Source organism: Lapidilactobacillus salsurivasis (genome assembly GCF_054785215.1).
Window position 1 is genome coordinate 43,358 of the sequence record NZ_BAAABI010000013.1, and the last position, 17,254, is coordinate 60,611.

Genomic DNA, 17,254 nt, shown 5'->3' on the forward strand with positions numbered 1-17,254 from the left:
GTCAATAAGGCGGCGCTTGATGGCAGGTATGACTTGATTGCAGGTTCGGGTGGGTTTTGGGCTGAGCGCAACCGACCGGTGCTGCTGATACGGACTGGAGCGTGGCGTTGAAACGTGCTCACCACCAACGGCCACGCGCAGCGCAAGCCGCGGATTACCTACGTTTGTCCACGGAGCGCCACGCCCGACCACCACCAACCCCGAAAAAATGTATTTAATTCATACGAAATTCATAAAATTGCATTGGCTTATTCGTAAAGATTGTCTATACTAGTTTTAGACTCAAGAAATATTTAAATTAAAGTTCCATAAGGAGCAATTTACTTGAAACATCAACGGACCATTCTGCTAACCATTTTAGGCGGTGCCCTAATTGCCATCGGCATCGGCATCAGCGCCAATCTATCGCAAGCTACCACAGAACAGACCGCCAATTCCACCGCTGTCTCTGCAGTCGATTCAGCTACCAAAAGCAACACGACCGCCAGCAAAACTCAAAAACAGGTCATCGCTCAAGCCAAGGAAACTGCTGAACAAGCCAGCACCAAGGCGACCGGCACCGCTGCCACAATCACTGAAGAACTCACCGCAAAATGGCAAGCAACCCTGGCGGACCAAGATAGTCGCGTGGACATTGCCGTATATCTGCCTACGACCAAACAAACCATTCATTTGACCAATGATCAAAGCCAAGGTACCTTCGCCACTGCCAGTATTGTTAAGGTGTCAATTTTGGCCCAAGTCTTGCATGAACTGGCCCAAAAAGGGGCAACGTTAAGTTCAACCCAGCAGAATCAGGCGGTCGCAATGATCGAAAATAGTTCCAACGATGCGGCCACCTATTTTCTATTGAATGTCTTAGGGAGTTATAGTGCCCTAAATCGGATTTTCGCCGACTTGAGCATGACCAGCTCCCAGGTGAATCAAACCGCTTGGGGGATCACCCAAACAACCGCCACCGATCAACTCAAGTTATTGAATGCGATTTTCTACGAAGGCACATACTTAACAAGCGCGTCACAAGCTTATCTACAAAAGCTAATGGGGCAAGTCAGCGAAGAGCAAGACTGGGGTGTCTCCAGCGGCAGCGCCAGTTGGCAACTGAAGAACGGCTGGCTCACCGATGAAGGCAATACCATGATCAATAGTATCGGCCACGTGACCACGGATTCCGGCTTCGACTACACGATCGCGATCCTCACCGACCAAAACGTCTCAGAGGCAAGTGGCGAAGCGCTTGTCAGCCAATTGGCCGCGGTCACCAGCGAAGTCCTCGATCAACAATAGCTCAAGCAACAGAGTTTATTACGTAGTCAGTTAGTGATGAATTCTGAATAGTTCAAGAATAGGATTAGGCAAAAGAGGTTTCAACAATCGGTGCACATCACAAAAAGCGACACAACCAGGGATAATCCTGGCTGTGTCGCTTTTTCAAACGTGTCCCCCCCCCACAGCTTCCGCCGCATAGCTACGCACGTGCTCAGAAGCCAACCCATTGTGCGATGTCCTGTTCACTAACCTCGGTCGTCAATTGCGTGACGCCTCATCACTTGAACATAGCAAGCTCGCCCCGATTCTCGCAGTGCAAGCCGCGGACAACATTGAAACGTGCGGAGCGAGGATTGGCTGTTCCGCTTAGCTACAATCAAGGCAAGGGTTTGACGAAGTGGTTTTGCAAGCTAGAGGTCAAAACAATTCCCCGCTTTTGTAATTGGTACAGCAATATTAACAGATTTGGATTGGGAGATTGGTCTACTTTACGTAGATTGAACATCTCTACCCGTTTTCTTAACAGTCCACGGGTGGGAACCGACCGATTCAGCTGATGCATCAAGAACTTGATTTGTTCCACAGCCAGACTGCGCTGGTGTCACCAATTCCAAGCTTGTAACCACTAACCACGGTCGTCAATTGCGTGGCGCTCCATCAATTGGCAATAGCTTGCCAGCTGGCGTGAGGGCTCAAACGTCTGTTAAAACGTTGAGCGGCTGAAGCGGAGAAATTCGGGGTGAGATCGCCGTGAAATTGGTCTTAGTGGCTCTGCCACTTAGACCAAGGCTCAGCTTTGAGATTTTCGGCGCACTTCCAAAAAGCTCAAAGTGACGCCCACAGCGAGCTCACCCCGAATTTCGCAGCGCAAGCTGCGGACAACATTGAAACGAGTTCACCGACCCAGCCGGTTGCTAAGCGGAATTGAGCCTATCAGCAAAATGGGCGAAAGATTTGACGAAGTGGTTTGGCAAGCTAGAGGTCAAAACAATTCCATCTTTTAGGGTGGTACGGCAACGCCAACGGATTTGGATTAGCTGGTCGGTACAGTTTTCCTTGGTTGAACATCATTACCTGTTCCCTAGACAATCCTTAAGTAAAAACCGACCGATTCAGCTGATTCTTCAAACTTGATTTGTTCCACAGACAGACTGCGCTGGTGTCACCAATTTAAAGCTTGTAACCACTAACCACGGTCGTCAATTGCGCGGCTCCCCATCAATTGACGATAGCTTGCCAAATGGCGTGAGCGCTCAAGCGGCTGTTAAAACGTTGAGCGGCTGGAGCGGAGAAATTCGGGGTGAGATCGCCGTGAAATTGGTCTTAGTGGCTTTGCCACTTAGACCAAGGCCTGATTTTGAGACAAGCCGCGTACTTTGCGGATTGGCTCAAAACAGCGCCCACAGCGAGCTCACCCCGAATTTCGCAGCGCAAGCTGCGGCCAAATTACTTTTGCTAGGCTAATGCTCGCAGTCAACCCGTTGCGCTCCGCACTCTGTTTGATCAACCCACGGTCAGAATGCCGCGCAGTTGTCGTTCGAGTTCCTTTTGTTCATTCAACGATAAGGTGGTCGCCCGCACCGCCGCCGTAACCGCGGTGAATTGCGCGTCATCGGTGATCACGCAAGAACGGACCATGGTCGCCAGACGCTGCTGGACCGCCGGTAATAAATCGGTGCTAAAGGGCGGTTTCAGCAACAAAACCTTTTCCTGATCAGCGCTGGGAAGTTTCACCGTGCTAATGATCAGGTCATAGCTTTGCAATTTGCTTTCCGTCACCTCATAAACCGCCGCCAAGTCGATTTGATCGCTAGGCATCAAGCGAGATAACTGATTGCGCAAAATATGGGCCAAGGCTGGTCCTTCAACACAAACCACCAAGATCCGCGGTGGTTGCCAACTTTGCGGCTTTTGCTTTTCTAGTTCGCTGGCGTAAAAAGCGGTAACCAAGTCGATATCCGTCGAGCTGAAACAAGGAATATCGAATTTCGTGATCCCGGCCGCGACGATCTGCCGCAAATGTTTCTGGTCCCCAGGCATGAACTCGCTGGGCGGTACCACAGGTGGCAATTCATTTTCTTCCCGGAACAGCACCCGCCGCAAATGGTGACTCAAAACATTGCTAAAAGCCGCCGTAAACGGTTCCTCTAAGCCCAAGGCATCTTCAACATGGTGATTCAACTGCTCCGTCAATGTCCGCTCCATGGCAAGATCCCCTTGGCGGCCGTTGGCAAAGATCTGCTCTGCCAATTCCGCTAAAGGCAAGACCTCCTGCTGATCAGCCAGGCGTGAGGTGCCGGACATTTCCGCCAGCTTGTAGTTCAAGATCGTCAACAAGAAGAAGTCGGTGTCATCGATGCCGGTGGTATCTTTGGTATACACCATGGTTTTCTGCAACGCTGTCAAAAGCTGGTCCAATTCGAAAACATTGAACAGCACCAACTCACCCATTTTCGAATAAATATTATCCCGATAGTAGAAACTATAGATTTCCCGAATATTGATGGTGCTCATCAACAGCCGCAAGAAGACCACCAATTTCTTGAATTTGGGACCATTGACCAAATACCCTGAGCGTTTAACATGTTCCATCTCCAAACCCAATCCGGCGCAGATCGCCCGCACCTCGGTCAAAGTTTTGACCACAGTCGTCCGCGAACGATACAAAGCCGTCATGAAATAATTGGTGCTCAACGGCTGCTCGCTTAGCAGCAACTTTAGCAGAATAAAGCGTTGCATCTGCGTTTGCGAATAACGAAACTGCGCTGGCGTGGTGTGCGAAACGAAATACGCCAAAGCCTTCTGCGTTTCTTGCGGTTGCGGCAAAGTCAAGCGATCTCGGTCCAAAATGACCCAGCCCAGACTATGTTGCGACAGGAAATGATTGATTTTCGAAAGGGCGTAACGGATCTGATGCTCGGATAAGGACATTTCCGCGCCGATTTGAACAAACGTCACCGGTGTTTCCTGATGCAGTAACTGATTTAACAGATCAATCTCACGTTGGGTCAACTTCGGTTGTGCCGCCAGCGTCATTTTACTCATGTCGTTCCCCCCAAATTCTATTCGATCCGCCGAGCCAAACGCCTGAAGCAGCGCTGTTGCCAAGTAAAGACTAAACCAACGACAACAAGCGCGGTCGCGGGCCACAGGCAGATCGTGATCACACCACAAATATCGACGAACAAAATCCCCGTTAACACGAAACCTAAGCGCAACATTTCTTGAAAAGTCGTCTGGGTCCACCGCCGCCAAGTTAGCGCTAATTGCCCATCAAGACGAAAACCGGACCACAGCAACCAGAGTCCCCCGACCCAGGTCAACGCTAAGGTCGCGCCTAAATGCACGGCGCCGCCTAATCCGATTAAACGCGGCCATAACAGCCAATTCAGGCCACAAATCGATAGCCACAGCCAACTCACAGCGGTCCAGGCGCCAACCCGTTTGAGCACGGGACGCCGCCAAACACTGCTCCACCAATCGGAGCGTGCTTGCGCGTAGTTTCGTGCCAATATCAGGCCTAGACCACTGCCTACTATTGTAACAAATCCACCCATAATGAGTAAAGCGGTGAATAAAATTTTTCCAAATTGATCGAGGGATCGATCAATTAATTGTTTGGCTAATGCTACCATTAAGCATACCTCTATTCCTTTACGGCGCCATCGGTAATTCCGGAAATCAATTGCTTACTGAAAAAGATGAATAAAACTAATAGTGGCAAGGTGGCCAACAAAGTCCCGGTGATCACCAAAGGATAATTGACGCTGTAAATGCCTTTCAATTGAGTCAGCGCCAACATCAAGGTGTATTTGGCCTCATCGTTCAAGATAATCAAGGGCCACATGTAGTCATTCCACGACCCCATGAAGGAAAACAGCGCTAGAAACGCCAACGCTGGCCGCATGATCGGTAAGGCAATCGACCAATAGATGCGAAAAGTCGAACACCCATCCAATTTAGCGGCTTCCAACAGACTGTCGGGAATCGTATCCGTACAATACTGTTTGATCCAGAAAATCCCGAAGGCATTGGCCATCCCAGGAATGATCAGCGCTTTGTATGAGCCGACCCAACCTAGTTTATCCATCAAATAGAATGAGGGGATAATGTTCAATTGCCCTGGAATCATCATGGTTCCCAAGAGAAAGGCGAAGAGAAAGGCCTGCCCGCGGAAATGAAGTTTAGCGAACGCGAAGCCCGCCAAAGAATCGAAGAACAGCACCAACACCGTTGAAGTGATTGCGATGAACAAGGTGTTGAATAACGCGTGAAAGAAGCTGGTTTGCGCGATCACCGCTTGAATATTGTGCCAAAGCTGATTGCCAATGGTTAGACTCGGCGGCGTGCGATAGATCTCGCTATTTTGCTTACTGGCCATCACCAGCATCCAATAGAATGGAAAGAGTGACAGTAAAACCGCGATCCCGACAAAGAGCCGGATACTACCATGCATGATTCGTGTCATTTTTCTACTTGACCCCCTGGATCCGTTTAGTCGTAATGTACCAGTTCAGGGCCGAGAAAAGGACGATCAAGGCCACCAAGCCCCAAGCAATCGTGGAGCCATAGCCGAACTGATGGTTGGTGAAGGCAGTGTTGTACAGATAATAAACGATCGTCATCGCCCCACCCTGCGGCGTCGCGCCGGACGGAACCAGCACTTGAGCTTCAGAGAAAACTTGTAGCCCGCCAATGGTCGACATCATCACCGTGAACAGAATGATCGGTTTCAATTGGGGCACTGTGATCTTCCAGAATATCTGGCGATTATTGGCGCCATCCATTTGCGCGGCCTCGTTGTAATCCTTGGAGATCCGCGCGATCCCCGTCAGATAAATGATCATATTGTAGCCGGTGTATTGCCAAATATTGACCGACGATATTACCACCCGGACCCAATTGGGACTGGTCAACCAATTGATCGACTTCAAGCCAACCAAATGGAGCAACCCATTAGCCAAACCGTCCAAGTTAGAGAAAATCAACCCGAACAGAATCGTGATGGCCACCACCGAGGTAATATTCGGTAGAAATAACAAGGCTTTCAGCGCTTCTTTGTGCTTAAACATTTTCAAACTCAACATAAACGCCAGCACCAGTGCCAAGAACAACATGGGAAAGGTCCCCAAAGCCCAGATCAGTACCGTGTTCTTCAACGACAGCCAAAAATCCGTATCTTGGGCCAACCGTTGCAGATTGGTCCAGCCAGTAAATTGAATCTGACCGATCCCATCCCACTTACTTAAGGCCAAATAGCCAGAGAATAAAATGGGAAAGAGGCCAAACACGAGAAATAGTAGGTAGAACGGCGCGATCGCCAGATAAGGGGTCGCCTTTTCCAGACTGAAACGCGCCCGGCGCCGCTGTTTCGGGGCAGCCGTTGGTAAATCAGTTTTGTGATCACTGACTTCCATTTCTTCACTTCCTTCGTCATACTTGAGTCAGTGTTACGAGTGGGTTCGCGGGCGAACAAATAGCGGCGCTAACTTGATCACAAGAATGCCGCTATCCGGGAAACGGGCCACCGTCTTCGACTTCAGTCTGTCAGAACAACTGAACGAAGGCGACCCATGACCATTGAATCAAAATCTAAAACGCTACCGATCCTGCTTGCCGCAACTAGCTGGTCAGCTGTTGTGCCTGTTAGTCGATGGTTTTTGCTTTCTTGATCGCGTCCGCCCAGGCTTGGTCAGGATTTTTGTTCTGATCTTGGATCAGTTGCATTTGATCTTCGAAGATCCGTTGCACGGTGCCACTGCGAGGATCACTCTTCTTGTACTTCATCGCATTCGCCGCGTCGACGAAGTATGGGTTATATTGCTCGTCGCCGAAAAGTTTATTGGTTGTTTTCATGAACGCATCATCATAAACAGCTTTATGGGTTGGGAACAAGCTCAATTCCTTGAAGTTGGCCCGCTGATTCTTCTCATTGGTCAAGTAACGAACCACTTCCGCCGCTTCTTTTGGATGGCTAGTTGTTTTCAAAACCGCCAAGTAAGAACCACCGGTGTTTGATGGTTGACCTGGCGCTTTGGCAATCAACCAAGTGCCTGGCTTCGTGCCATTTTCTTCCAAATCGGCGATTGCCCATGAAGCCTTATTCATTGCTGAGTAGAGACCCTTTTGTTGGGCATTGGCGTTGTCGGCGCCGCCAAGTTTGACGTTTAAGGTATAGCCATTCTTCTGCGCCTTGACCGCGAAATCCCAAGCTTCTTTCAATTGGCCATCACCTAAAGTTAATTTGCCGCCTTCGAAAATTCCCTTGGTCATTTTCTGTTCCCGATCTTCAAACAAAGCGACCGCGGATAAGAACATTGGCAAGTTGGCCTTCTCTTTCATTTGCGCCGCGGCCTTCATGTAGTCCTCTTCGGTCTTGATCGATTCACTGACCGCTTTCGGATCGGTTGGCAAACCAGCCTTCTCAAAGTTAGCCACGTTGAACATCAAGGCCTTAGGACCAATATCAATGGGCATAGCGATTTGATAATCAGCGTCTGCGAAAGTGGAATCCCATTTCCAAGTCACATAATTCTTACCCAACGCCTTGGTGCCGTACTTGGTCAAGTTGACGAATTTCGTCTTGTAGGGTAAGTAGTCTTCAATATTGTTATTGATCGCGGTAATGTCGGGCGCCGCCTTGGATCCGAAGCTCGCCTTCAGCTTGGTATCAAAATCTTCGTTCGATGGTACTTGTTTGAATTGCAATTGATAATTCGAGAAATGTTCCTTCGTATTGGCCATCGCTGCTTTACTGATCGCGCCATTGTAGTAGTTGATCGATAATTTGACCTTGCCTTGGCTAGCCTGCGCGTTCTTCTTGCCACAAGCCCCCAACACTAGGATCGCGCTCAGAGCCAATCCCAGTAACAAACCGTATTTCTTAAGTTTCATTTGCAAATCTCCTCAAAAGTTGAATTCCTGGCTTACGCCTTTGGTTGCGCCAGCGACCGCGCCGCACTCGAGTCAATGCATACGACCGACCACCGACCACAACATGTTGTGTTTGTGATACAAAATGGAGTTTAGCATCTCGCCGCGGTTTATCGCAATTCTTTTGACGACTTTCTTTCGGCTGATTCATGCAGAAAAAGTCATCAAGTCAACTTGTCAGATCCCCCCAAAAATCGTACTTTGAAGTTATGGTTTTTTTCACGGGGGCCTGTCTAAATAAGGACGGCCAAATCTCGGTAAAGCTTAATTTCAAATCAGACTGACCCGCGCTAACTGAACCCAAAACTCGCGAACCAAGTCTGAAACTCAAGGAGGACCAACCATGCAATTGATTGCGAAAAACGGGTTGCGGATCATGCAACTGACCGACATCCATATTGGCTCATATCCCTTCGAACCCAAGGACCTGCAAACCTTCGCCGCGCTTCGGGCAACGATCCCGGCCGTCGATCCCGATTTGATCATGATCACCGGGGATTTGATTTGGTCGGAAGGCGTGGACCAGCCCCAACGCGGCTACCAGGCCTTGGTGGACCTGTTTAATGAATTCGATTACCCGATTGCGATGACTTATGGCAATCATGATTCCGAAGAAACAATTGACCGTTCTGATTTGCGCCAGTTAGAAAAGGGCTTCAAAAACTTGATCGCCAAGCAAAATGTTTTCGTCGATTCCCGCAACAAGGAGTGTTACACCTTTGAATTGGGAAACGACACCGGTGTGACCAACGTTTGTTACGTATTCGATTCAGGCAATCATGGCGATTTGCCGGGAACGGACTATGATTGGATTTCGCTGGAACAAATCGCCTGGTATGAGCGAACTCACGCCGCTTACCTGCAAAATGTCGGCGTGACTCAAGATCTGGTTTTTCTCCACATTCCGCTACCTGAATACTTGCAGGCCGGTGAACATGTTTTGGCCGGTCATTTCTGGGAAGATGATCGCCGCGTTTCTGGCGCGGTGCTTAATACCGGATTGTTCGCGCATTTACGGGCGAACAATCATGTGGCCGGTGTTTTCTGCGGGCACGATCACGACAATAATTTCGACGGCGAATTTCTGGGGATCCATCTGATCTATGGCAATGTTTCCGGCTATAATTGCTATGGGCAATTGCCGCGGGGTTATCGCATGATCACAGTCAATCCGACGGGGCTGACTACGGCGCTTCATCATTATGAACTGCCGGGGGTGGCGGCCAAGGCGCCCTTTTCTCATGAGCATTTGGCGGAGCTGGCGCGATTTGCCACCCGCGATCTGGATCTGGACCAACGGCATGACTTCTGGAAACAGTAGCGCTCACTAGGCGAACGTAACTTGACTTAAGGAGATTGGCCGCAGCTTGCGCTGCGCTTGGCGTTGGTGGATTGCAGGTGTGGTGGGGCTCCAGGTCGGGCTGGGGGTGGTGGAACGCTGCGGGCACGATTTTGAGCTTTTCGGAAACCCGCCGAAAATCTCAAAACTCGGCCTTATTGTAGGCGATAAATCGCCAACAATAATATCGCGGCTGACTCACCCCCAGCCCGACCTTCCGCCTAACGAACGAACAGTCCACCAACGCCACGCTCCGCTCCAGCCGCTCAACGTTATCTTATTCATTTGAGCACTCACGTCGACTGGCAAGCTATGGCCATTTGAGGGGGAGCCACGCAGCTGACGACCGTGGTTGGTGAGGACAATTGAGTTTGTTGGTGACACCGGCGCAATTTGACTGATGTTCTTGGCTCAGCCTTGCTGTGAGATCGGGATTTGGGCTAACAAACTTGCGACCGGTCAAGGCCAAGCTGCCTGACATTAGTTCAAATCAACGTTAGCTATCGCTCAACGGTTTGTCCCTTAACCCATTCACTCTGATCAACTCTGTCGTGGACGAAAATTTAAGAATAGCTGGCGTCCTTTTCTGATGGTGCCTCCTGGTTACGGGCATCAAAAAATCCCACTAACAATGAACGATTTCCGTTCTTGTGTTAGTGGGATTTTCATATTCTATTTGATTGGACTTTTTTAAATAAGTTTATTGCGGGTTGGAATGGTTACTGGCGTTCGTCGCGTAAAATGCAAAACTTGACCGAGTCATAATAGGTTCCCTGCCAATAGCGAACTTTTCTGATCACGCCCTCTTGCTTCAGTCCTGCTTTCGCGCTGACGCGGATCATGCCGGGGTTGCCGGACCACGTCGTCAACCCGATGTGCGCGAGATCAGGGTGCAAGCGGAATAAATAAGTCAGCCATTGTTGTAACGCTTGCGTCGCGATGCCCTGACCCCAGAAATGCTGGTCGTAAATCGCGATTCCGACCTCCAGCCATCTGTGCAGGTCCCCATCCTCCCAGTGAGCAGTCACTTCACCAAGCACCCGCTGATCAACGACGATAAGTTGGCGATGGGGATTCGCGGCAAAAGTTCGGGCCAATTTCTGAAAGTCTGGCCAGGTCAGGATGGGATCACGAAAGTAAGGGCCATTGTATTTCATCCAGACCAAATCAGCTTTTGCGCCATACTTGATGGCAAAAAGCGGCTGAATGTCTGCTGGAGTGGCGGAGCGAAGTTCAATTTTCAATTTAGCACCTCATGATTGTTGGATTAATTGGTTCAATTATACTACTTGCTTCTCCATAAAACAGTCTGAAGTTATCTCCAATTCTGGGTGGACGTTTGTTATGATGGCCGCGGCTTGCGCTGCGAAATTCGGGGTGAGCTCGCTGTGGGCATCACTTTGAGCTTTTCGGAAGGACACCGAAAATCTCAAAGCTGAGCCTTATTCTAAGCGGCAAAGCCGCTAAGAATAACGACACGGCGATCTCATCCCGAATTTCTCCGCTCCAGCCGCTCAACGTTATAACAGCCGTTTGAGCACTCACGCCGACTGGCAGGCTATCGCCAATTGATGGGAACCCACGCAATTGACGACCATGGTTAGTGGTCACAAGCTTGGAATTGGCGACACCAGTGCAGTCTATTTGATGAACTAGGATAAGATTTTGATGAATCAGTTGAATCGGTTGGCATTGCCGTACCACCCCAAAAAGGGCGATTGTTTGACCGCTTACTTGCAAATGCACTTCGTCAAATACCCAACTTCGATTGCAGATAGGCTCAATTCTGCCTAGCAACCGGCTGGGACTGCGCGGCTCAGTGGTGAAATTGTCCTTGGCGGCTTTGCCGCTTAGGACAAGGCTCGATTTGAAGACAAGCCGCCGGGCTTGCGGATTGGCTTCAAACGACGCCCACCACGTTCCAGTCCGCAACAGCAGTCCCAGCCGGTTGCGCTTACGCGCAACACCCACCCACACCTGCAATCAGACAAGAAAGCCAAAAACAGAAACGTTGCTTTTTGCCAACCAACGTCATTTGACGGCGTGCCGCCGACGCACCAACGCTTTCCGCAGTTCTTCGATGAGAATCAAGGGAATGGGAATCGTGATCAAAAAGGCCCAGTCTTGCCACTGCAGACCTGTCGTGTTGAACGCTTGTTGCAAAAACGGCACGTAAATCAAGCAGCTGAGTAAACAGACTTCGCAGATCACACCGAAGATCACGTGGGTATTGCTGAAGATCCCGGTTTTGAATAGAGCAACGTCTTTGGTGCGGCAATTGAAGACGGTGCCGATTTGGCTAAAGACGATTGCCGCCAGGGTCATGGTGGTGGCTAATCGATAGACCGCGCCGCCACTCGCAAGGGCTTGGGTCGGCCAGCCAGCGCGCCAATTGACGAAGAAGTAGGCGGCGGTGGCGATCAGTGACTCCCACAGGCCATACCAAGCGAAGGCTTTGAAGGCCACCGATTTATTCAGTAAATGTTCAGAACGTTTTCTCGGCGGGCGCGCCATCGTGCCTGGTTCGGTCGGTTCTGAGGCGAGTCCCAGCGCGGGTAACATATCGGTGCCCAGGTCGATCGATAGGATCTGCATCACGGTTAGCGGCAAAGGAATCAAACCATTAGAAAACAGGAAGAGGACTGATGGCACGGCTTCGGGCACGTTACTGTTTAGGATGTACAGCAAAAACTTGCGAATATTGGCGTAAACCGTGCGGCCTTCTTCAATCGCATTGACGATCGAGGCGAAATTATCATCGGTCAAGATCATATCCGCGGCCTCTTTCGCCACATCGGTCCCGGTCACGCCCATGGCCACGCCAATATCGGCTTTTTTCAACGCCGGGGCGTCATTGACGCCATCGCCTGTGGCCGCCACGATCTCGCCCATGGCCTGAAGATTGGTGACGATGCGATATTTCTGTTCTGGCGCCATCCGGGCGAAAATAATCTGGTGACCCAGATTCTCCCGCAACTCGGCGTCACTCATCGCCGTCAACTGCTCCCCGGTGACCACCCGAACATCAGTGCCTTGCACCACCCCGATTTTGTGGGCGATACTTTCGGCGGTCAAGCCGTAGTCTCCGGTCACCATGATGATCCGAATGCTGGCGTCATGACACTTCTGGATCGCCTCGATCACATTCTCCCGGGGCGGATCCTGGCTGGCGGTCAGACCAACAAAAGTCAGATTCTGCTCGGTGGTCGCGACACTATAAGTCCGCTCATCCGGCGCCAGTTGCCGGTAAGCGTAAGCCAAGATCCGCAGACCAGCCCGGGCGAAGGCGTCATTTTGGGTGAGGAATTGTTGGCGCAAAATCGGCGTCAGGGGCAAAACCTTCCCGTGCACCAAATAAGTTTGACAACAGGCCAACACTTCAGCGATACCGCCCCGGGTATACGCCCAAGACTGCCCCGCTTGCTGGCGGATCGTGGTCATCCGTTTCCGCTCCGAATCAAAGGGCAGTTCAGCCAATTTCTGGTAGTTCTTTTGCTCGCCGGGGAGATCGTAATCCGCCTTTCCGGCCAGCACCAAAATACTCCCCTCATCTGGACTGCCAACGACTTGGTGCTGGCCGCGAACGACTTGCAGGAACGAATCATTATTCAAAACGCCGATCCGCAACAATTGTTGCAGATCCGGCTCTTGGCTCAAATCGATCCGGGCGCCATTTTTTGTGACGACACCTACGGGTTCATAGCCGGTACCGCTGACTTGATATTGACCCCCAGGAAGCCAAACTTGCTCGATGGTCATTTCGTTCTTGGTCAAGGTGCCGGTTTTGTCGGAACAGATCACGGTGGTGGCCCCCAGCGTTTCCACACTGTTCAAATGCTTGACCAACGCGTTGCGGTGGGCCATTTTCTGGACGGCCATCGCCAAAGACAGGGTCACCGTAGGCAGCAACCCTTCCGGAATAAAGGCCACGATCATCCCCAAGGCGAAAATAAAAGACTCCGCCACTGGATAATGGACCAGAAAAACCGCGGCCACGAAGAAAAGCGCCCCGATCACGAAGGCAATGATCGAAATCTGCCGGGTCAACAAATCCAGTTCTCGTTCCAGAGGACTTTTGGCGGCGACCACCTTACCGGTCAAGGCCGCGATCTGGCCGAATTCGGTGGCCATGCCGGTGCCAGTAACCAGCATCGTGCCACTCCCCTTGACCACGCTGGTGCCTTCATAGACCAAGTCCCACTCGGCGAAACGACCGGCGGCTTGGACCTCAGCGGCGCTCATCACAGTGGCTTCTTTAGTGACCGTCAACGATTCGCCAGTCAGCGCCGATTGATTGACCTCCAGATCATCCGCCTGCAACAAACGACCGTCCGCCGGCACATTGTCGCCACTGATCAAGTTGACCAGATCACCTGGCACTAATTCCTCGACCAGCACCTTCAGCGATTGCCCATTGCGCAACACTTTCGCGTAGCTGGGCAGCATCTTCTGCAACGCCGAAGTGGCCGCGTTGGCCCGATACTGTTGCCAAAAGCTAAATAGACCGTTGATCAAATTCACGGCCCAAATCGCCAACCCCAGTTCGGTCATTCCCGCAATGATCGCGATGATCCCGGCGCCCCAAAGCAACAACGCCATCAAACTACTGAAATTTTTGAAAAACACCTTGACCATCGAAGTTTCCTTGGTCTTTTGGATCAGATTAGGCCCAGTTTGCTTTAATCGCTGAGCCGCCACCGCTGACGTCAGCCCCGTCGGCGTCGAGTCCGCCGCCTGTAAGCTGGCGGTTGCCGACAACGTCGCCCACGCTGGCGTTGAACTGGTGTCAGCTGGCGTAGAACTGGCGTGGGCCGCCGTTGCCGCTGGCGCGGTTGCTGGTTTGGTGGTTGACGCTTTTGCAGTTGGCGCCTTGGCGGTCGATGTGGCAGTAACTGCTGGTGCCCCCACAATCTGACCCGGCGAAGTTGCGCCGGTTGTGACGGTTGAATCCCTTGGTGCGCTTGTTTTGTTTGTTGTCATGTCAATTCCCTCGTTCCCCAAATCGAGACAATGAACTTCCCAATAAATTTCTTATTGTCGTAGGTATTCTAACCCAGAATCACTGCTGATAGCTAGCAAGGCGGGTTTGCCCTGGTCATTTACTGGACCAGACAAGTTGGGCGGAAACGGCGCAGCCAGCGCTTTTATCCAGAGGCAATGCTATACTTGAGGGGCGCGGACTGCTTCGAACTTCCCGCCTCGCAAAAATTCGACCGAAGAGGTGCAATCATGCTACTTCACGAAAAACTCGAACAAACCAATTTCTCGAAAACAGAACAAACCGTGGTCGCCTTTCTGCTCGCTCACGAAGATGACCTGGCCCATTTCACCACCACTAAAATCGCCGCCGCCACCTTTACAACGCCGTCGATCCTGGTGCGGATCGCGCAGAAACTTGATTTCAGTGGTTTCCGCGACTTCAAGCAGGCCCTGCTGGAGGAACGGGATTATCTGCGCCATGATTTCGGCCCGCTCGACGCCAACTTTCCCTTCGACCGCCAAGACGACCTAATGACCGTCGCTACCAAAATCGCCGCCTTGAAGCAAGCCAGCTTGCAAGACACCCTGACGCTTCTGGATCACGACAGCTTGCGCCGCGCCTTGACGATCTTGACACAAGCCCAAACGATCCGCGTTTTCGCCGTCGCCGATTTGACCTTCGCCGCCGAAACTTTTGTCTATAAAATGCGACGAATTGGTCAGCCGGCGGAAACTTTCACCGTCAGCAACACGCTGTATCAAGAAGCCCTGCTCACCCCCAGGACCGACTGTGCGCTTTGTTTGTCGTACAGCGGCCAGTCAAGTGAACTCTTGACCGCCGCCCAGGATTTGAAGCGTCAACAAGTTCCCGTGATCGCCTTGACCAGTATCGGTGCCAATCAACTGGCGCAATTGGCCGATGTGGTCCTTGCCGTGACGACCCGCGAATATTCCTATACCAAAATCGGTAACTTCAGCTCGCTGACTTCGCTGGAATTATTGTTGGATATTTTATACAGCGCTTATTTTAATCTCAATTATCAACAACACCTCCAAACGAAATTGACCGTGGCGCGGGCAACCGAACGGCGTGAGCTGGACAATCAGATTTTGCGTGATCCGGAATGAATTGGCGGTGGAAACCCGCTTCAATGCTCAATCAACCTAAAACTGACCAAATTTCCAACGTCAAAAACAGCGTTAAGGCCATTTGACCTTAACGCTGTTTTCAGGCACTGCCGACAAATGTTTTCCGACAAATCGAGCTGTTCAGCTGACCATTTTTCGAACCGGTTTTGCTGATGGAACGGGGATCAATTCCCCTTGGGCACCGTGATCACGCCCCGTTGGCGATAACTGTCAACGGCACTGCGAATCGTCTCCAGAACGGAATATTGAGGCGCGTAACCTAGTAAGCGCCGCCCATTTTCGATACTGTATTGACCACTGCGGGCCAGATGATAGTAAGTCGATTCCGTCGCCGCCGCATCGCCGATCATTTGTTGCCAATCAGGCCACGGTAGAAAATCGATCTGCGGCGCTTGTTGGAAATCATGATACATCGCCTGAGCGTAACCATAAAGCGTGATCGATTCCCCAGCCACCGCGTGAAAACTCTGGCCTAACGCGCTAGCGCGATGCTGAATGGCCCGAACAAACAGCTGGGCAACGTCGGCTGCGTGAACATGATGCAGAGTTTCCATGCCAAAGTTCGGCAAGAAAATCCGCTCGCCATTGGCAATTTTCTGAAAAACGGTGGTGTCCGTATTACCATAAGGACTGATGATCGCCCAACCCGGTCCGGAGATCTGCCCCGGCATGATCACCGTCGCGGGGAAACCAGAGGCCAAATAGGCTTGCTTCAACAATTTTTCGCTTTCATATTTATCGCGACCATAGGCGTCCAAAGGTTCCTTAAAGGCATTGGGCTGAACTGGCAAGGTGGTGGCGCGACCGTGCGCCCAAATCGATGAGCAGTAAAGGTATTGTTGCACCGAAGTCTGACTCAATGTGGTGATCATTTTCCGTGTTTCCGCCACGTTGAAGTTGATCAAATCCACCACCACATCGCCGTGGAGCGCGGCAACTTTGGCCGTAAACTGAGCGTCCTTTACGCGATCAAGACTCACTTGCTCAACCTCATCCCAGGCCTTGTCCGCGGCGTAAGGTCGCCGTTGCCCGCGACTGACCGCCACCACCTGATAACCTGCCCGCACCAGTTGAGGCACGAGAAACGAGCCAATATGGCCGGTACTCCCTAACACAACGACTTTCATTACAATTTTGGGCGGGAAACCTCTAACTTTAGTCAGAGGAGGAAAGCCTGCACTTGCTAACGCTATTTAGCTTTCTTGCTTGGTCGTCCCGCCTTGCCCCTTTCTGTTCTCTGATTTTGAATATAGTTGGCAACCGTCTCTTTTGACATGTTGCCGAGTGTCCCCATGTAATAGCTTGGCGCCCACAAATGTCCACCCCAGAGGAGTTTCTTGGTCTCAGAATGAGCTGTGAACCATGTCCGAGCTGATGCACCCTTTAAGATCTTGACAACAGTTGTGGGCGCATACTTGGGCTTGAAGCTCAAAAGCAGGTGCACATGATCCGGCATGACCTCTGCTTGTTCAATCGTGATCTCGTTATCAGTTGCCGTGGTTTTTAGGATCTCAAGCATTTCCGCCACATACTGCGGTGTATCAAAAATTGGTCGGCGATATTTGGTGACCCACACAAGGTGGT

Annotated in this window: 17 protein-coding genes; 5 read left to right on the plus strand and 12 right to left on the minus strand. The window is 51.2% G+C overall.

Annotated features, from left to right (window positions below; all coding sequences use genetic code 11):
- Window positions 1-324 precede the first annotated feature (324 nt).
- The 3 genes from ACYVSB_RS11880 (at window position 325) to ACYVSB_RS11890 (ending at window position 2,733) form a co-directional block, all read left to right on the plus strand.
- Window positions 325-1,287, plus strand: coding sequence for a serine hydrolase (locus ACYVSB_RS11880; RefSeq protein WP_461219561.1), 963 nt, complete (start codon window positions 325-327; stop codon window positions 1,285-1,287).
- Window positions 1,288-2,065: 778 nt separating this feature from the next.
- Window positions 2,066-2,197, plus strand: a complete 132-nt coding sequence (locus tag ACYVSB_RS11885) for a hypothetical protein (RefSeq protein WP_461219562.1) — start codon at window positions 2,066-2,068, stop codon at window positions 2,195-2,197.
- A 275-nt stretch (window positions 2,198-2,472) separates the two neighbouring features.
- The gene (locus ACYVSB_RS11890) at window positions 2,473-2,733 is read left to right on the plus strand and encodes a hypothetical protein (protein ID WP_461219563.1); all 261 of its coding nucleotides are present in this window, start codon (window positions 2,473-2,475) and stop codon (window positions 2,731-2,733) included.
- A 39-nt stretch (window positions 2,734-2,772) separates the two neighbouring features.
- Here the strand turns inward: ACYVSB_RS11890 and ACYVSB_RS11895 are convergent, their stop codons facing one another.
- The 5 genes from ACYVSB_RS11895 to ACYVSB_RS11915 all read right to left on the minus strand — a co-directional run bounded on the left by ACYVSB_RS11895 (window position 2,773) and on the right by ACYVSB_RS11915 (window position 8,163).
- A complete protein-coding gene (locus tag ACYVSB_RS11895; RefSeq protein ID WP_461219564.1) occupies window positions 2,773-4,314 on the minus strand; it encodes a BglG family transcription antiterminator in 1,542 nt (513 codons plus the stop codon).
- A gap of 17 nt (window positions 4,315-4,331) precedes the next feature.
- Entirely contained in the window at window positions 4,332-4,721 is a 390-nt protein-coding gene (locus ACYVSB_RS11900) for a hypothetical protein (protein ID WP_461219565.1), read from the minus strand.
- 194 nt (window positions 4,722-4,915) lie between these two features.
- A complete protein-coding gene (locus ACYVSB_RS11905) occupies window positions 4,916-5,737 on the minus strand; it encodes a carbohydrate ABC transporter permease (RefSeq protein ID WP_461219566.1) in 822 nt (273 codons plus the stop codon).
- A 4-nt stretch (window positions 5,738-5,741) separates the two neighbouring features.
- A complete protein-coding gene (locus tag ACYVSB_RS11910; protein WP_461219567.1) occupies window positions 5,742-6,686 on the minus strand; it encodes a carbohydrate ABC transporter permease in 945 nt (314 codons plus the stop codon).
- Window positions 6,687-6,915: 229 nt separating this feature from the next.
- A complete protein-coding gene (locus ACYVSB_RS11915) occupies window positions 6,916-8,163 on the minus strand; it encodes an ABC transporter substrate-binding protein (protein WP_461219568.1) in 1,248 nt (415 codons plus the stop codon).
- Window positions 8,164-8,545: 382 nt separating this feature from the next.
- Here ACYVSB_RS11915 and ACYVSB_RS11920 point away from each other — a divergent pair, with 382 nt between their 5' ends.
- A complete protein-coding gene (locus tag ACYVSB_RS11920) occupies window positions 8,546-9,523 on the plus strand; it encodes a metallophosphoesterase (protein ID WP_125596331.1) in 978 nt (325 codons plus the stop codon).
- A gap of 216 nt (window positions 9,524-9,739) precedes the next feature.
- Here the strand turns inward: ACYVSB_RS11920 and ACYVSB_RS11925 are convergent, their stop codons facing one another.
- The 5 genes from ACYVSB_RS11925 to ACYVSB_RS11945 form a co-directional block, all read right to left on the minus strand.
- Window positions 9,740-9,925, minus strand: coding sequence for a hypothetical protein (locus ACYVSB_RS11925; RefSeq protein ID WP_125596333.1), 186 nt, complete (start codon window positions 9,923-9,925; stop codon window positions 9,740-9,742).
- A gap of 335 nt (window positions 9,926-10,260) precedes the next feature.
- On the minus strand, window positions 10,261-10,785 hold the full coding sequence (locus ACYVSB_RS11930) for a GNAT family N-acetyltransferase (protein ID WP_461219569.1): 525 nt from the start codon (window positions 10,783-10,785) through the stop codon (window positions 10,261-10,263).
- A gap of 36 nt (window positions 10,786-10,821) precedes the next feature.
- Window positions 10,822-10,962 (minus strand): hypothetical protein, encoded by a 141-nt coding sequence (locus ACYVSB_RS11935; protein WP_461219570.1) that lies wholly within the window; start codon window positions 10,960-10,962, stop codon window positions 10,822-10,824.
- Entirely contained in the window at window positions 10,937-11,512 is a 576-nt protein-coding gene (locus ACYVSB_RS11940) for a hypothetical protein (protein ID WP_125596339.1), read from the minus strand. The genes ACYVSB_RS11935 and ACYVSB_RS11940 overlap by 26 nt, the downstream gene beginning before the upstream one ends.
- 60 nt (window positions 11,513-11,572) lie before the next feature.
- Window positions 11,573-14,521: a cation-translocating P-type ATPase gene (locus ACYVSB_RS11945; RefSeq protein ID WP_461219571.1), complete on the minus strand. Its 2,949-nt coding sequence runs from the start codon at window positions 14,519-14,521 to the stop codon at window positions 11,573-11,575.
- A 249-nt stretch (window positions 14,522-14,770) separates the two neighbouring features.
- Between ACYVSB_RS11945 and ACYVSB_RS11950 the strand changes: the two genes are divergently transcribed.
- Window positions 14,771-15,649 (plus strand): MurR/RpiR family transcriptional regulator, encoded by an 879-nt coding sequence (locus ACYVSB_RS11950; protein WP_164511045.1) that lies wholly within the window; start codon window positions 14,771-14,773, stop codon window positions 15,647-15,649.
- Window positions 15,650-15,834: 185 nt separating this feature from the next.
- On the opposite strand, the gene ACYVSB_RS11955 is transcribed toward ACYVSB_RS11950, so the two are convergent.
- The gene (locus ACYVSB_RS11955) at window positions 15,835-16,797 is read right to left on the minus strand and encodes an NAD-dependent epimerase/dehydratase family protein (protein ID WP_125596348.1); all 963 of its coding nucleotides are present in this window, start codon (window positions 16,795-16,797) and stop codon (window positions 15,835-15,837) included.
- A 62-nt stretch (window positions 16,798-16,859) separates the two neighbouring features.
- On the minus strand, window positions 16,860-17,254 hold a 395-nt coding region (tnpA, locus tag ACYVSB_RS11960), incomplete at its 5' end, for an IS200/IS605 family transposase (RefSeq protein ID WP_461219572.1).

What these genes read in the sequence shown, in the direction of transcription:
- ACYVSB_RS11895 (WP_461219564.1), bottom strand. Translation starts at nt 4,314, where the DNA reads ATGAGTAAAATGACGCTGGCGGCACAACCGAAGTTGACCCAACGTGAG.
- ACYVSB_RS11905 (WP_461219566.1), bottom strand. Translation starts at nt 5,737, where the DNA reads ATGACACGAATCATGCATGGTAGTATCCGGCTCTTTGTCGGGATCGCG.
- ACYVSB_RS11910 (WP_461219567.1), bottom strand. Translation starts at nt 6,686, where the DNA reads ATGGAAGTCAGTGATCACAAAACTGATTTACCAACGGCTGCCCCGAAA.
- ACYVSB_RS11915 (WP_461219568.1), bottom strand. Translation starts at nt 8,163, where the DNA reads ATGAAACTTAAGAAATACGGTTTGTTACTGGGATTGGCTCTGAGCGCG.
- ACYVSB_RS11920 (WP_125596331.1), top strand. Translation starts at nt 8,546, where the DNA reads ATGCAATTGATTGCGAAAAACGGGTTGCGGATCATGCAACTGACCGAC.
- ACYVSB_RS11945 (WP_461219571.1), bottom strand. Translation starts at nt 14,521, where the DNA reads ATGACAACAAACAAAACAAGCGCACCAAGGGATTCAACCGTCACAACC.
- ACYVSB_RS11950 (WP_164511045.1), top strand. Translation starts at nt 14,771, where the DNA reads ATGCTACTTCACGAAAAACTCGAACAAACCAATTTCTCGAAAACAGAA.
- ACYVSB_RS11955 (WP_125596348.1), bottom strand. Translation starts at nt 16,797, where the DNA reads ATGAAAGTCGTTGTGTTAGGGAGTACCGGCCATATTGGCTCGTTTCTC.